This window comes from Bacillus sp. FSL M8-0166, assembly GCF_038008825.1.
In the GTDB taxonomy this organism is placed as follows: Bacteria; Bacillota; Bacilli; order Bacillales; family Bacillaceae; genus Bacillus; species Bacillus safensis.
Genome location: NZ_JBBOZZ010000001.1, coordinates 1,880,341 through 1,895,511, shown reverse-complemented (window position 1 = coordinate 1,895,511; position 15,171 = coordinate 1,880,341). Strand labels below are relative to the sequence as shown.

The following is a 15,171-nucleotide window of genomic DNA, read 5'->3' as shown; positions in this document are numbered from 1 at the left end:
CGTACGTTTTCGTCTTGTTTAGTTTTGAAGGATCATTCCTTCAAAACATGTCTCTAGCGAGACAGGATTGTTCTTTGAAAACTAGATAACAATAAGTAATACATTCACATTGAATGCAATGCAAAGTTCATCACACATAGTGATTCTTTCTAAAGTAAGAAATGGTTAAGTTAGAAAGGGCGCACGGTGGATGCCTTGGCACTAGGAGCCGATGAAGGACGGGACGAACACCGATATGCTTCGGGGAGCTGTAAGCAAGCTTTGATCCGGAGATTTCCGAATGGGGAAACCCACTGCTCGTAATGGAGTAGTATCCATACTTGAATACATAGAGTATGAGAAGGCATACCCGGGGAACTGAAACATCTAAGTACCCGGAGGAAGAGAAAGCAAATGCGATTCCCTGAGTAGCGGCGAGCGAAACGGGAACAGCCCAAACCAAGAGGCTTGCCTCTTGGGGTTGTAGGACACTCTATACGGAGTTACAAAGGAATGATATAAGCGAAGAGGTCTGGAAAGGCCCGCCAAAGAAGGTAACAGCCCTGTAACTGAAATGTTATTCTCTCCAGAGTGGATCCTGAGTACGGCGGAACACGTGAAATTCCGTCGGAATCCGGGAGGACCATCTCCCAAGGCTAAATACTCCCTAGTGACCGATAGTGAACCAGTACCGTGAGGGAAAGGTGAAAAGCACCCCGGAAGGGGAGTGAAATAGATCCTGAAACCGTGTGCCTACAAGTAGTCAGAGCCCGTTAACGGGTGATGGCGTGCCTTTTGTAGAATGAACCGGCGAGTTACGATCCCGTGCAAGGTTAAGCAGAAGATGCGGAGCCGCAGCGAAAGCGAGTCTGAATAGGGCGCATGAGTACGTGGTCGTAGACCCGAAACCAGGTGATCTACCCATGTCCAGGGTGAAGTTCAGGTAACACTGAATGGAGGCCCGAACCCACGCACGTTGAAAAGTGCGGGGATGAGGTGTGGGTAGGGGTGAAATGCCAATCGAACCTGGAGATAGCTGGTTCTCTCCGAAATAGCTTTAGGGCTAGCCTCAAGGTAAGAGTCTCGGAGGTAGAGCACTGATTGGACTAGGGGCCCCTACCGGGTTACCGAATTCAGTCAAACTCCGAATGCCGATGACTTATCCTTGGGAGTCAGACTGCGAGTGATAAGATCCGTAGTCGAAAGGGAAACAGCCCAGACCGCCAGCTAAGGTCCCAAAGTATACGTTAAGTGGAAAAGGATGTGGAGTTGCTTAGACAACCAGGATGTTGGCTTAGAAGCAGCCACCATTTAAAGAGTGCGTAATAGCTCACTGGTCGAGTGACTCTGCGCCGAAAATGTACCGGGGCTAAACGTATCACCGAAGCTGCGGACTGTTCTTACGAACAGTGGTAGGAGAGCGTTCTAAGGGCTGTGAAGCCAGACCGGAAGGACTGGTGGAGCGCTTAGAAGTGAGAATGCCGGTATGAGTAGCGAAAGACGGGTGAGAATCCCGTCCACCGAATGCCTAAGGTTTCCTGAGGAAGGCTCGTCCGCTCAGGGTTAGTCGGGACCTAAGCCGAGGCCGAAAGGCGTAGGCGATGGACAACAGGTTGATATTCCTGTACCACCTCCTCACCATTTGAGCAATGGGGGGACGCAGGAGGATAGGGTAAGCGCGGTATTGGATATCCGCGTCCAAGCAGTTAGGCTGGGAAATAGGCAAATCCGTTTCCCGTAAAGGCTGAGCTGTGATGGCGAGCGAAATTTAGTAGCGAAGTTCCTGATTCCACACTGCCAAGAAAAGCCTCTAGCGAGGTGAGAGGTGCCCGTACCGCAAACCGACACAGGTAGGCGAGGAGAGAATCCTAAGGTGATCGAGAGAACTCTCGTTAAGGAACTCGGCAAAATGACCCCGTAACTTCGGGAGAAGGGGTGCTTCTTAGGGTGTTAAAGCCCCGAGAAGCCGCAGTGAATAGGCCCAGGCGACTGTTTAGCAAAAACACAGGTCTCTGCGAAGCCGTAAGGCGAAGTATAGGGGCTGACGCCTGCCCGGTGCTGGAAGGTTAAGAGGAGCGCTTAGCGTAAGCGAAGGTGCGAATTGAAGCCCCAGTAAACGGCGGCCGTAACTATAACGGTCCTAAGGTAGCGAAATTCCTTGTCGGGTAAGTTCCGACCCGCACGAAAGGCGCAACGATCTGGGCACTGTCTCAACGAGAGACTCGGTGAAATTATAGTACCTGTGAAGATGCAGGTTACCCGCGACAGGACGGAAAGACCCCGTGGAGCTTTACTGCAGCCTGATATTGAATGTTGGTACAGCTTGTACAGGATAGGTAGGAGCCTTGGAAACCGGAGCGCTAGCTTCGGTGGAGGCATCGGTGGGATACTACCCTGGCTGTATTGACCTTCTAACCCGCTGCCCTTATCGGGCAGGGAGACAGTGTCAGGTGGGCAGTTTGACTGGGGCGGTCGCCTCCTAAAATGTAACGGAGGCGCCCAAAGGTTCCCTCAGAATGGTTGGAAATCATTCGCAGAGTGTAAAGGCACAAGGGAGCTTGACTGCGAGACCTACAAGTCGAGCAGGGACGAAAGTCGGGCTTAGTGATCCGGTGGTTCCGCATGGAAGGGCCATCGCTCAACGGATAAAAGCTACCCCGGGGATAACAGGCTTATCTCCCCCAAGAGTCCACATCGACGGGGAGGTTTGGCACCTCGATGTCGGCTCATCGCATCCTGGGGCTGTAGTCGGTCCCAAGGGTTGGGCTGTTCGCCCATTAAAGCGGTACGCGAGCTGGGTTCAGAACGTCGTGAGACAGTTCGGTCCCTATCCGTCGCGGGCGCAGGAAATTTGAGAGGAGCTGTCCTTAGTACGAGAGGACCGGGATGGACGCACCGCTGGTGTACCAGTTGTTCTGCCAAGGGCATCGCTGGGTAGCTATGTGCGGACGGGATAAGTGCTGAAAGCATCTAAGCATGAAGCCCCCCTCAAGATGAGATTTCCCATTCCGCAAGGAAGTAAGATCCCTGAAAGATGATCAGGTTGATAGGTCTGAGGTGGAAGCGTGGTGACACGTGGAGCTGACAGATACTAATAGATCGAGGACTTAACCTATATTCTAATGTGAAGCATGAACATTGTTATCTAGTTTTGAGAGAACATTTTTAAAATATCTCTTGATTTATTTTGAATACATAGTATAATATCTTTTGTCACTAAATTGTCTGGTGATGATGGCGAAGAGGTCACACCCGTTCCCATACCGAACACGGAAGTTAAGCTCTTCAGCGCCGATGGTAGTTGGGGGTTTCCCCCTGTGAGAGTAGGACATCGCCAGGCTTTCTTCATTCCGCAGTAGCTCAGTGGTAGAGCTATCGGCTGTTAACCGATCGGTCGTAGGTTCGAATCCTACCTGCGGAGCCAATTTGGAGAGCTGTCCGAGTGGCCGAAGGAGCACGATTGGAAATCGTGTAGGCGGTAACCCCGTCTCAAGGGTTCGAATCCCTTGCTCTCCGCCACAATTTACATAATAAAGGGCCCGTTGGTCAAGCGGTTAAGACACCGCCCTTTCACGGCGGTAACACGGGTTCGAATCCCGTACGGGTCACCATTTTTATAGAATATACACCAGCATTTTTTATTCGGAGGATTAGCTCAGCTGGGAGAGCATCTGCCTTACAAGCAGAGGGTCGGCGGTTCGAGCCCGTCATCCTCCACCATATCTTTTATATCGTCGCGGGGTGGAGCAGTTCGGTAGCTCGTCGGGCTCATAACCCGAAGGTCGCAGGTTCAAATCCTGCCCCCGCAACCAAAATGGTCCGGTAGTTCAGTTGGTTAGAATGCCTGCCTGTCACGCAGGAGGTCGCGGGTTCGAGTCCCGTCCGGACCGCCATTTTTCAAAAGAATACTTGGCTCGGTAGCTCAGTTGGTAGAGCAACGGACTGAAAATCCGTGTGTCGGCGGTTCGATTCCGTCCCGAGCCACCACTATTTGCCGGTGTAGCTCAACTGGTAGAGCAACTGACTTGTAATCAGTAGGTTGGGGGTTCAAGTCCTCTTGCCGGCACTGTTTTTTCTTTTTATTTCCATATGTGGAGGGGTAGCGAAGTGGCTAAACGCGGCGGACTGTAAATCCGCTCCCTCCGGGTTCGGCGGTTCGAATCCGCCCCCCTCCACCATTTTTTATTTTCATAGGGGCATAGTTTAAAGGTAGAACAGAGGTCTCCAAAACCTCCGGTGTGGGTTCGATTCCTACTGCCCCTGCCAATTATACTTTATAATTCATTACATCTATGGCGGTTGTGGCGAAGTGGTTAACGCACCAGATTGTGGCTCTGGCACTCGTGGGTTCGATTCCCATCAATCGCCCCATTTTATTATTGGGCTATAGCCAAGCGGTAAGGCAACGGACTTTGACTCCGTCATGCGTTGGTTCGAATCCAGCTAGCCCAGTTGATGTGCGGAAGTAGTTCAGTGGTAGAACACCACCTTGCCAAGGTGGGGGTCGCGGGTTCGAATCCCGTCTTCCGCTCCAATAATGGCGGCATAGCCAAGTGGTAAGGCAGAGGTCTGCAAAACCTTTATCCCCGGTTCAAATCCGGGTGTCGCCTTTTTGAAAAGACTGCCGGGGTGGTGGAATTGGCAGACACACAGGACTTAAAATCCTGCGGTAGGTGACTACCGTGCCGGTTCAAGTCCGGCCCTCGGCACCATGTTTTTTAATATAAGTTGCGCTCTTTAATGATCATGCCGGTGTGGCGGAATTGGCAGACGCGCACGACTCAAAATCGTGTTCCTCACGGAGTGCCGGTTCGACCCCGGCCACCGGTATCTATTAAAAGTTTCATGATCGGTTTTTACCGTCAACCTAACGTTTCACCCTCGTGGTGAAACGTTTTTTTGTGGTTTAAATGAGTTATTTAGATAAAAATAGAAACCTATTAGAATAGAATGAGCATGTACTACTGTTAACAGTATAATCTTTAGTTGTTTTGTAACATTTGGTACGATACATTTAACCATGTAAGGAAACAAAAATGGAGTAGCGCATTCACATAAAACAGTGAACCATCTTTGTGTAACTAAATGAATATTTGTGGGTACATACACATCTTTAGCTGACATCATCATTGTGACCCAGCTTGAGGGGAGAATTTATGAAAAATGATCATGAGGAGTTATTGACAGGTGGAAATGTCTCGAACGTATATCGTTCGGGAGATACGGTTCGTCGAGAAGTAAAGTCAGACAACATCAATGTACAGAAGCTGCTAAAGCATTTGGAAAATAAGAACTTTCACTATGCTCCAAAGTATTTAGGAGTTGATGAACGAGGTAGAGAGGTATTGTCCTTTATTGAAGGCGTAGCCGGTCATGATCCTTTAAAAGAATACATGTGCTCTCCTGATGTCTTAAAAGAAATTGCGAATATGCTAAGGCTTTATCATGATGCTGTTCAGGACTTCCCCATTTCAGATGATTGGGAACGAATGGACAATACGCCTAACAACATAGAGGTTGTTTGCCATAATGATTTTGCGATGTACAACATCATTTTCAAAGATAAAAAGCCAGTGGGAATCATTGATTTTGATGTAGCTGCTCCTGGTCCAAGACTTTGGGATATCGCTTATACCCTTTATACATGTGTGCCTCTCAGTAGATTTTTTCGCACTGAAACAGGGGAGGTCGTGAATTATCTTTCATTAGACCATGCAGACCAGATAAAGTATAGAGTCAAACTATTTTTTGAAGCTTATGGTGAGGAAATAGCAGAAGATTATTTGGAGATGGTACTGCTGCGTTTAGAAGGATTATGTCAGTATATGAAACGAAAAGCGAGTGAGGGTGATATCGCTTTTCAAAACATGATCCAAGAAGGACATCTTGAACATTATCAAAAAGACATTCAATTTATTCATGAACATAGAAAAGAATGGATGTAAAACTGCTTACCTTTAAATAAGAAAAACAAAGAAAAAAGAATGAATGTAAAGAGGCGGCGTTGTGATCATGCAAACGAAGACGATATTAAAGACAATCATTCAAGACGAGGGAGTAAATGATTATCCTCTTTTTAGACAGTACTGTGTGAGAAAAGAACAGGGCCTGCGTAAAGATGCGCTAAAAGTTCTTCAGGCCTTTATTGAAGAGATGAAAGAGAACGATTTTGAAGTACAGCGTGAATTTACTGCTTGGCTGTTTGAGTGGATTGAACGGTTTGAGGATGGTCATCATCTGCTTGTGTATCCGCTGGTAAATGGGGTGATCCAGCCTGTTTTTCAAACGTGGGAGAATGTTGATCCTATGGATGTGAGACCGTATCGCTGGCAGGGCTTGTTTGTGCATCAGGGAGAAGGGCTGCCTCATTTATTGAAGGCACTAGAGCTTGGGGGCAGCAAGGAACAGCGTGTGATTGTTCAAATTTGTGAAATCTATTTATCGGCCTTGTGGTATTCGTTTCATCATATACATGAAGATCTTTATTTAAGCACCTATGAGAAAGATCAAGAGAGAATTCAAGGGATTGAAAATGTTTTGATGCTGATTCAAGATAAAAGAACTCGTACCAATGTTCAAAAACAAGCCGTCTATTATGGCCAGCTTTTAACGGACTGGATGGCGTTTCAGCAGACGGAGACAAGAGGCTTTATGAAATGGTGTGCGGAGCGTAAGAAACCGTATGAGTGGGTAGAGGCATTTTATTATCAGCAATAGATGAGAAAACGCAGAGTTCATTCTGCCGTTTTTTATTGCCATATTCGCTTTGTTTCTATATGATCTTTACTAAAATATTTCAGGATAAAGACATCTGGATTGCTTAATTTCTCCCACTCCTCGAATCCAATCGTTGGATCGGCGTGTTTAAGAAGCAGGCTCATGATATTGCCATGTGTGACGAATAGGGTATGATCTTTTTCTAATTTTATGTGTTCGTAGAGTGCTTCTACAATACGATTCATGGCTTCTTGGCTCGATTCACCGCCTTCACAGGTCATATGTAAGTCTGTAAAACTGAGCTTTAGCTTCTCATACCAATTGTCTATTGGCTTACTGCTTAATACACGTTCAGAGAGGCGTTGATCGATTTTTATCTCGAGCTGTTTTGCATGAGCAAGGGGCTCAGTAGTTTGGATCGCTCGTTTATAAGGACTTGAGATAATCTGATTGAGATGAATGCTGGAAAAAAACTGTGCAAGTTCGTAAGATTGAGTGATGCCTTGTGGCGTTAATGCTGCATCTTTAGATTGTCCATCTGCTTGGCAGTGTCTGACGATATAATATGTTTTCATTGGATACACCTTTCATTGAGTATAAAAAAATCATCCAGTATTGGATGAGGATTTACGAAGGTCTAGGTAAGCTTGTTTGTGTCTGTTTCTTTATAGGGATCTGTGAGCTTAGAGGTCAGGTCTAGGTTAAACAAAAAATCATCGACGGTGTCTGTACCAAAGGGAAGTGTGGAGAAGTTGATTGGGATGCTGTCTTCTTGCTTTTCTGAAGTGACTTGCTGTGCAGGCTGTTTTTTTCTCCAGTTCTTAAATAAGCGCATGTGAGGCCCCCTTTTCTTTGAAAAAGATGGATTTATACATAATATACGGGGAGAGTTGTCCAGGCGTCAAATGTTTTCTTCAAAAGGAACGATTCAATTGATAAACAAGAGCCACAGGAAAGTGCGGCTCTTGTTGTCAGTTTACACTGCACGTTGTAATGCTTGTAGTAATTTACGTTCGCATCTTAAGTTGTATTTCATTCAATAACATTTAAAAACAATCCCAGTGCATAAACCATTCTTTTGATTCTTTATCATAATAGAAATACATCGTGCCGTTATCACCAATCATGAAACGAGGTTTTTCTTCTGAGGCGATTTGCAGCATGAATTCGCCTTGTTGTTGATGGGGTGGGGATTGAATATATGCCCCATATCCACCGATTTTTGTGAACGAATAATTTGTGTATTGATGAAAGAAGTGGTTTGTCGCTTCTTCACTTTCGTTTACTTCTGTTAGATCCACATATGACCATGCTTCTTCCCAGCAAGGGAAATCCCTTTGCTCACTTTCGTTCCATTGGATTTGAAAGGGTTTGAGTCCTCTCACTTCTTCAGGAGTTTCAACTACCTCTAATTCTTCGATTGTTGAATATTCAATGAGCTTCCAGCCTTCGCCGTTTTTGGTCATATCAATCGGAAGTGCTTTTTGGTTGAGAAAAATTTGAATCATCTTACATTCATTGAAGCCGCTCAATCCTCCTGGCACTTCTGGTAAATAAATTTGTAAAATCGGAATCATGGCCCCATCTTGATCTGTCGGCCAGCCTTGATTACGATCGATGAAAAAATGACCGGCAAACCAGCTGTGTACAGCTGGATTAGGACGGAAGCCGCCAATTTTGGCGATGGCTGGCGTTTTCCCAATTAGATTTAATTCGTGAAAAGCTTTGATCTCCATGGATTGTCCCTCCAGCCTTTAGCCTGCAATGTGTGCATCTTGAAATGTGCCATTTATATTTCCTGTGATAATAATGACATGTCCCCAAAATAAATCACCGTCATGATAGTAGACTTCAAACTCTCCCTCAGGGTAAACATGCAGGCTTTCAAGTGAAATGCGGCTCATAAATTGATTCAGTGTGAGTTCTTCTTGCTTTTCAGCTGATTCGTCTTGTTCCTGCCAATCTTTTGCTAGATCTATCAGCTGATTCGCGGCAAATGATTTAATAGAAGAATCCCATTTGGCTTGCTCTTGCATGAGTTGGTTTGCTGTTTGAAGAGAGTCCTTTATTTTTTCATCTTCTTCGAGGTTGAAGTAGAGAAGGCACTCTTCATTGCTCCATTGGATTGTCTTTTCAAATAAGTCTAGTCCTTTTACTAACTCAAAGGTGCCAAGTGTGTCATCATGATAAAACACAGGCTTTTGGGCTTCTTCTAAGATTTCTTGAAGCGCTTGATCCTTTGTATCTGTATCGATCAAAGATACAAGCATGAATTCACCTTCACCTTTTCGAACCTGAAGTGTAACGATTGATTCTTTATGTAATTGTGCCTGTTTTTCCCTTAATCCCTCGTCATCTGTTAGCCAGCAAAGTCTTATATTTTCGGTTGTGATATGGCCGTTTTCTTTCCAAGCAATCAGTGGAATAGAAGCGGTCCAAAGAGGTACCTGGCCTGCTTTCCCTGCACCTACGCCAGAAGGTCCTGTAACAGCAATGATAGTGACTATATCTTCTGAAAATCTTTCTTCAAAAGTGTTGATTTGTTTGTTCATCTTCATGTGATGTCCTCCAGCCTGATTTTTTTGTCATGAACATATAAGTGTTGTGATCAAGTTCTACCTCTTTATCACACCGCACATCAGCAGGGGAAATCAAGCTTTTTTTGTTTAAAACTGTTTTTTTAGGGAGGTACATGGATTAATGGAGGTTGAGTCACAATAAAAGAAGCATGGCTCGAATTTTGTATAAATTTGGGTGAGTGAGTCGAAAAGCCTAGGTTATTCTTCCTTTTCTTTATAATTACTTTGACACGAATAGATGAAAAAAGTAAAGTAATACTGAGTGATTTACAAAACCTTCTTCATCCACTAAAAATGAAGTATGCGTAAATTTAATGTAAATGGATATTTTTCCTTTTATTTACTCGTATTTTTTTTGAAACTTATGATGCCTCTCATTCGTTATATTAAAGGAGCGCATGTATCCGGCGGAGACAGAGCATCGGCATGCTTGGTGAAGAAGATTTACATTTGCAAAATGAATGTAAATTTTTTATGATTTCATTTATATCAGAACGATGATAAGAAAGAAGAGGTTTTATGAAAAAAATATTTGCAAACAAATATAGCTTTTTTGTTTTGGCTGTCCTTTTATTCTGGGCAAAATCGTACACAGCCTACAAAATGGACTTTAATTTAGGAGTAAAAGGTTCTTTTCAAGAGGGGCTTCTCTTATTAAATCCATTTAGTTCAGCCATTGTGTTTTTTGGACTTGCTCTCTTTTTGAAGGGGCGTAAATCTGCCATTGTTTTAATTGTTATTGATTTTATTATGACCGCACTTTTATATGCAAATGTAGCGTATTACCGTTTCTTTGATGACTTTTTGACTTTCTCAACAATGAAGCAGGCAGGAAATCTTGGGGGAGGTATGACTGGCGGTGTGTTAGCAAGCATTAAACCGCATGACCTTTTATACTTCCTTGATATTATCATCTTGATTGCCATTGTCATTTGGAGACCAGAAGTGAAGAAGTTCCAAATGAAAAAGACGTTTGCACTGCTGATTGTAGCTGCAGGTATTGGACTGTTCTTTGTAAACCTTCATTTGGCTGAAAAGGACCGTCCAGAATTATTAACGAGAACCTTTGATCATAAGTATGTTGTCAAATACTTAGGTGTTTATAATTATACGATTTATGACGGGGTACAGGCAGCACAAAACGCAACACAGGTAGCAAATGCAAGCAGTGAAGATTTAACGGATGTTGTGAACTATACGTCTTCTCACTATGCGAAGCCAAATGCAGAGTATTTTGGGAAAGCAAAAGGCAAAAACATTATTAAAATTCATTTAGAAAGCTTCCAGTCTTTCTTAATTGACTACAAATTAAATGGAGAAGAAGTGACTCCATTTTTAAACAAACTGGCTCACGGGAAAGATGATTTTACGTATTTTGATAACTTCTTCCATCAGACTGGTCAAGGGAAGACATCAGATGCTGAGCTGATGATGGATAATAGTATGTTTGGCTTGCCAGAGGGAGCAGCATTTGTGACAAAAGGTGAAAATACCTTCCAATCACTACCTGCCATCCTAGATCAAAAAGCAGGCTATACGAGTGCAGTGCTTCACGGCGACTATAAATCTTTCTGGAACCGTGACACGATTTATAAACATATGGGAATTGATCAATTCTTTGATGCTTCCTATTACAATATGGATGAAGAAAACCTTGTGAATATGGGGCTGAAGGATAAACCGTTCTTCAAAGAATCAATCCCAATGCTAGAATCAATGAAAAAGCCATTTTATGCACATTTAATGACGCTGACAAATCATTATCCATTTAATTTAGATGAAAAAGATGCGACAATCGCTAAGGCAACAACGGGCGATAAAACAGTCGATAACTATTTCCAAACAGCAAGATATTTAGATGAGTCATTAGAGCAATTCTTCAAAGACTTGAAAAAATCAGGTATGTATAAAGACTCAGTCATTTTATTATATGGTGATCATAACGGTATTTCTGAGAACCATAACCGTGCAATGAGTGAAATTCAAGGGAAAGAAATCACTCCTTATCAAAATGCACAAAACCAGCGTGTTCCGCTTATGATACGTATTCCTGGTAAGAAGGGCGGCGTGAACCATACGTATGGTGGTGAAGTCGACGTTATGCCAACACTTCTTCACTTACAAGGTATCGATTCAAATGAATTCGTGAATTTTGGAACAGACCTATTCTCTAAAAAGCATGATCAGACCGTTGCCTTCCGTAATGGAAACTATGTGACACCGAAATACACACTTGTCGATAATACCGTTTATGATACGAAAACGGGTAAAGTGGTGAAACAAAATAAAGAGACAGAGGCGGTTAAAGCCCGTGTTGATAATCAGTTAAGTCTTTCAGATAAAGTGCTCTATAGGGATCTTCTTCGATTCCATAAGTTATCTGATTTCAAACCAGTGAATCCATCGGATTATTTCTATGGTAAAGCAAACAAAGAAAAAGAAGCGGATTCTTCTGCTAACTAACTGAGTTTTGGGCAAGCACAGAAAGGTGCTTGCCTTTTTCTCTCTCATTGCTTGATTTGTTGGCAAAATATGTTTATATTTAGGAAGAAACAAGCGTGATGCCGGCTGGCAGCTGGTGACACACATTTCGTCCTTGGGGAATTCAGGAGGAGCTTATGACAACAAATACAAAAACACAAAAAAAGAAATCAGAATTATGGGGCTGGATCAAAGCCATCTTAATCGCATTTATTGCTGTTTTTATCATTCGGAACTTTTTATTTGCGCCGTACATTGTGAAAGGGACTTCTATGGACCCAACACTGCATAACACAGAGCGGGTGTTTGTGAATAAAACAGTTGATTATTTCGGTGATTATAAACGGGGACAGATCATTGTTCTTGATGGGGAAGACCGCAGCACCCATTATGTCAAACGATTGATTGGTTTACCTGGTGATAAAATTGAAATGAAGAATGATCAGTTATATGTTAATGGAAAAAAAGTGGCGGAGCCTTACTTAGCGTCAAACAAAAAGAAAGCAGCTGCAGATGGCACCTTGCTGACACCTGATTTTGGCCCTCTGACTGTTCCAAAAGGAAAGTACTTTGTCATGGGGGACAATCGCCAAAATTCAATGGACAGCCGCAACGGCTTAGGTCTTTTTACAAAGCGTGATATTCAAGGAACTACCTCATTTGTATTTTATCCTTTCCAAGACATTCGATTACTCAATCATTAATAAACAATAAAAAAGCACACGGCCGTGTGCTTTTTTCTATGTCATTCAGACTGACTTTTTGTAATTGCCTGTTCAAGATCTGCAAGAATATCTTCAATCGCTTCTGTGCCAACAGATAAACGAATGAGCTCTGGTGTGACACCTGTAGCTTTTTGTTCTGCCTCGCTTAATTGCTGATGCGTTGTGCTGGCAGGATGAATGATTAAGGATTTAGAATCGCCCACGTTTGCGAGATGGGAGAAAAGCTGCACGGAATCAATGAGCTTTTTACCTGCTTCTCGCCCGCCTCTAATACCGAATGTGAGGATTGCACCTTGTCCCTTTGGTAAATATGTTTGAGCAAGCTCATAGGATTCGTGACTTTCAAGACCCGGATAGCTTACCCAATCGACAAGAGGGTGATCCTGTAAGAATTGTGCTGTTTTTAACGCATTTTCACTATGACGCTCAAGACGAAGGTGTAATGTTTCTAAGCCTTGCAGAAGTAAAAATGAGTTGAATGGCGACAGGGCGGCCCCTAAATCACGTAAGAGCTGTACTCGTGCTTTTGTGATATAAGCTGCTTCTCCAATCGCTTCTGTATATGTCAGCCCGTGATAACTTGGGTCTGGTTCAGTCAGCCCTTTGAACTTATCACTGTCAGCCCAAGGGAATTTGCCGCTATCAACGATGACACCGCCAATTGATGTACCATGACCGCCAATAAATTTCGTCGCTGAGTGGACGACAATGTCTGCACCGAACTCAATAGGTCTTAATAAATAAGGGCTGGCGAGTGTATTGTCCACAATAAGTGGAATATGGTGCTTGTGTGCAATGGCTGAGATGGCTTCAATATGTAAAATGTCGCCTTTTGGATTCCCAATGCTCTCTGCATACACTGCCTTTGTTTTGTCTGTAATCGCTGCTTCAAGTTCTTCAAGGTTGGATGAATCGACAAATTTCACAGTAATTCCGAGTTTTTTGAGTGTATGGGCAAATAAATTGTAGGTGCCGCCATAAAGACTGCTTGAGGAAATGATTTCATCCCCAGCTCCTGCAATGTTTAAAATAGAATAAGTCGTCGCTGCTTGTCCAGAAGAAACAGCAAGTGCACCAATTCCACCTTCAAGCTCAGCGATACGCTTTTCAAATACGTCATTTGTAGGGTTCATAATACGTGAATAAATATTTCCCGGTTCCTGAAGACCGAATAAATTCGCTGCATGCTCACTATCTCTAAAACCAAAGGAGCTTGTTTGATAAATAGGCACGGCTCTTGAATAGGTTGCTGAATCAAGCTCCTGACCTGCGTGAATGGCTTTTGTTTCTAAACGAAATGGACGTTCTTCTGACATGTGTGTATCCTCCTTTTGTTAGATAAAACCAACTGTTTTGATAAGAAATATTTAATAAGACTATAAATCTTGTTCCCTGCTCGGTCAATCATTTTTTAGATAAATCTGAAAAAACAATAAATATAGTTGACAGGTAGGAATAGTGTGTATTAACATGAGCATACTGAAAACACGAACAAGAATGGCTGATCGGTCAACCGAAGGCTCTATCACTCAAGCATGAGTGAAGAGCCTTTTTTTATTTGAATGAGAAAGGATGATGAAGATGGAAAAAAAGAAAAAACGAAAAAAATACAGAAAACACATGGATATCACACTAGACATATTGATTGAGCGGAACAAATATGAGATTTACAGTAACAAGGAACGAATAGAAGCGATTTACGATCGAATCGATGAAAAGCATACAAGGACAAAATAACTATTTTATAAATTTGAGTTGATTTATAAGATTAGTATGATTTAGGATGGTGCTAACAAATCAATATGATTAGCTGATCGGACAACACGAAGGCTCTTATCTCTTTTTGGGGATAAGGGCCTTTCTGTGTATTTATCTGATCGCAAGAGGAGTGGAGGTTTCAATGACGATTTCAATTGATATTGTGGATAAATCGTTTTGGAAAGACAAACAGACCATTCGGGTACTTGAAGACTTGAGATTGAGCATCATTCCCGGTGAATTTGTAACAGTGATAGGTCCGAGTGGATGCGGGAAAAGTACATTGCTAAAGATCATAGGCGGGCTCGACACAGCGTATAATGGGCAAATTTTGATAGGAGACAGATGGATCACAGAACCAGGAATGAAACAAGGCTTTATCTTTCAGGAACACCGCCTGTTTCCATGGCTGACGGTCGAAGAAAACATAGCAGCCAATTTCAATTTAAAACAACAGGATGTGCGCCGTAAAGTGGATGAATTGATTGAAATTGTTCGATTAAAAGGATTTGAACATGCTTATCCACATGAGCTTTCAGGAGGAATGTCACAACGGGTTGCCATTGCGAGAGCACTCCTTCGTGATCCGGAGATCTTATTGCTTGATGAACCATTTGGTGCGCTGGATGCATTCACACGAAAACACTTGCAGGATGTGCTGCTGGACATTTGGCAGGAGAAAAAAACAACGATGATGCTCGTAACTCATGATATTGATGAATCGATTTATTTAGGAAATGAAATTGTGCTCTTACAAGCGAGACCTGGCCGAATCCATAAGATTCTTCCTGTGAACCTACCTTTTCCGCGTGATAGAACGTCAACCGCTTTTCAACATTTAAGACAAAAGGTGCTTTCAGAATTTGAGAAAACAGATGAATTGTTACTAACCGATGGATCAGGGATTTAGGGAGGGAAATCGCATGAAAAAG

Annotated in this window: 11 protein-coding genes, 16 tRNA genes and 2 rRNA genes; 24 read left to right on the top strand and 5 right to left on the bottom strand. The window is 43.1% G+C overall.

The features are described 5' to 3' along the window. The first annotated feature begins 163 nt into the window (after positions 1-163). The 20 genes from NSS92_RS10070 to NSS92_RS09975 all read left to right on the top strand — a co-directional run bounded on the left by NSS92_RS10070 (position 164) and on the right by NSS92_RS09975 (position 6,696). Positions 164-3,094, top strand: a 23S ribosomal RNA gene (locus NSS92_RS10070). Positions 3,095-3,203: 109 nt separating this feature from the next. Continuing rightward, positions 3,204-3,319: ribosomal RNA gene (rrf, locus tag NSS92_RS10065) — 5S ribosomal RNA — on the top strand. A gap of 9 nt (positions 3,320-3,328) precedes the next feature. Next, positions 3,329-3,403 (top strand) — tRNA-Asn (locus NSS92_RS10060). Positions 3,404-3,407: 4 nt separating this feature from the next. Next, positions 3,408-3,498: transfer RNA gene (locus tag NSS92_RS10055), tRNA-Ser, on the top strand. 17 nt (positions 3,499-3,515) lie between these two features. Then, positions 3,516-3,590 (top strand) — tRNA-Glu (locus tag NSS92_RS10050). A 33-nt stretch (positions 3,591-3,623) separates the two neighbouring features. Next, positions 3,624-3,699: transfer RNA gene (locus tag NSS92_RS10045), tRNA-Val, on the top strand. Positions 3,700-3,714: 15 nt separating this feature from the next. Continuing rightward, positions 3,715-3,791 (top strand) — tRNA-Met (locus tag NSS92_RS10040). 4 nt (positions 3,792-3,795) lie between these two features. Beyond that, positions 3,796-3,872 (top strand) — tRNA-Asp (locus NSS92_RS10035). 18 nt (positions 3,873-3,890) lie between these two features. Further along, positions 3,891-3,966: transfer RNA gene (locus NSS92_RS10030), tRNA-Phe, on the top strand. Positions 3,967-3,972: 6 nt separating this feature from the next. Beyond that, positions 3,973-4,045: transfer RNA gene (locus NSS92_RS10025), tRNA-Thr, on the top strand. A 27-nt stretch (positions 4,046-4,072) separates the two neighbouring features. Further along, positions 4,073-4,157, top strand: a tRNA-Tyr gene (locus NSS92_RS10020). Between the two features lie 14 nt (positions 4,158-4,171). Next, positions 4,172-4,245 (top strand) — tRNA-Trp (locus NSS92_RS10015). Positions 4,246-4,274: 29 nt separating this feature from the next. Further along, a tRNA-His gene (locus NSS92_RS10010) sits at positions 4,275-4,350 on the top strand. Positions 4,351-4,359: 9 nt separating this feature from the next. Beyond that, a tRNA-Gln gene (locus NSS92_RS10005) sits at positions 4,360-4,431 on the top strand. A 7-nt stretch (positions 4,432-4,438) separates the two neighbouring features. Next, positions 4,439-4,513 (top strand) — tRNA-Gly (locus tag NSS92_RS10000). Positions 4,514-4,518: 5 nt separating this feature from the next. After that, a tRNA-Cys gene (locus NSS92_RS09995) sits at positions 4,519-4,589 on the top strand. Between the two features lie 13 nt (positions 4,590-4,602). Continuing rightward, positions 4,603-4,691 (top strand) — tRNA-Leu (locus NSS92_RS09990). Positions 4,692-4,727: 36 nt separating this feature from the next. Beyond that, positions 4,728-4,809: transfer RNA gene (locus NSS92_RS09985), tRNA-Leu, on the top strand. A gap of 326 nt (positions 4,810-5,135) precedes the next feature. Then, positions 5,136-5,924: a phosphotransferase gene (locus NSS92_RS09980; protein WP_340867618.1), complete on the top strand. Its 789-nt coding sequence runs from the start codon at positions 5,136-5,138 to the stop codon at positions 5,922-5,924. 67 nt (positions 5,925-5,991) lie between these two features. Continuing rightward, positions 5,992-6,696 (top strand): hypothetical protein, encoded by a 705-nt coding sequence (locus NSS92_RS09975; RefSeq protein WP_267585866.1) that lies wholly within the window; start codon positions 5,992-5,994, stop codon positions 6,694-6,696. A 32-nt stretch (positions 6,697-6,728) separates the two neighbouring features. Here the strand turns inward: NSS92_RS09975 and NSS92_RS09970 are convergent, their stop codons facing one another. The 4 genes from NSS92_RS09970 to NSS92_RS09955 form a co-directional block, all read right to left on the bottom strand. Continuing rightward, on the bottom strand, positions 6,729-7,271 hold the full coding sequence (locus NSS92_RS09970; RefSeq protein ID WP_267585867.1) for a histidine phosphatase family protein: 543 nt from the start codon (positions 7,269-7,271) through the stop codon (positions 6,729-6,731). A 62-nt stretch (positions 7,272-7,333) separates the two neighbouring features. Further along, entirely contained in the window at positions 7,334-7,531 is a 198-nt protein-coding gene (locus NSS92_RS09965; RefSeq protein ID WP_087975674.1) for a hypothetical protein, read from the bottom strand. A gap of 211 nt (positions 7,532-7,742) precedes the next feature. Then, the gene (locus NSS92_RS09960; protein WP_340867614.1) at positions 7,743-8,432 is read right to left on the bottom strand and encodes a DUF1963 domain-containing protein; all 690 of its coding nucleotides are present in this window, start codon (positions 8,430-8,432) and stop codon (positions 7,743-7,745) included. A gap of 18 nt (positions 8,433-8,450) precedes the next feature. Then, on the bottom strand, positions 8,451-9,254 hold the full coding sequence (locus NSS92_RS09955) for a DUF2262 domain-containing protein (protein ID WP_340867612.1): 804 nt from the start codon (positions 9,252-9,254) through the stop codon (positions 8,451-8,453). A 540-nt stretch (positions 9,255-9,794) separates the two neighbouring features. On the opposite strand from NSS92_RS09955, the gene NSS92_RS09950 reads away from it, so the two are divergent. Then, complete coding sequence (locus NSS92_RS09950; RefSeq protein WP_340867610.1) at positions 9,795-11,738, top strand: LTA synthase family protein; 1,944 nt, start codon at positions 9,795-9,797, stop codon at positions 11,736-11,738. Between the two features lie 155 nt (positions 11,739-11,893). Then, a complete protein-coding gene (gene lepB, locus NSS92_RS09945; protein ID WP_041116900.1) occupies positions 11,894-12,460 on the top strand; it encodes a signal peptidase I in 567 nt (188 codons plus the stop codon). 41 nt (positions 12,461-12,501) lie between these two features. On the opposite strand, the gene NSS92_RS09940 is transcribed toward lepB, so the two are convergent. Next, positions 12,502-13,797, bottom strand: a complete 1,296-nt coding sequence (locus NSS92_RS09940) for a homocysteine synthase (protein ID WP_340867607.1) — start codon at positions 13,795-13,797, stop codon at positions 12,502-12,504. Between the two features lie 265 nt (positions 13,798-14,062). Between NSS92_RS09940 and NSS92_RS09935 the strand changes: the two genes are divergently transcribed. Continuing rightward, positions 14,063-14,218, top strand: coding sequence for an FbpB family small basic protein (locus NSS92_RS09935; RefSeq protein WP_048240183.1), 156 nt, complete (start codon positions 14,063-14,065; stop codon positions 14,216-14,218). Between the two features lie 163 nt (positions 14,219-14,381). Then, a complete protein-coding gene (locus NSS92_RS09930; RefSeq protein WP_267585873.1) occupies positions 14,382-15,149 on the top strand; it encodes an ABC transporter ATP-binding protein in 768 nt (255 codons plus the stop codon). Positions 15,150-15,171 lie beyond the last annotated feature (22 nt).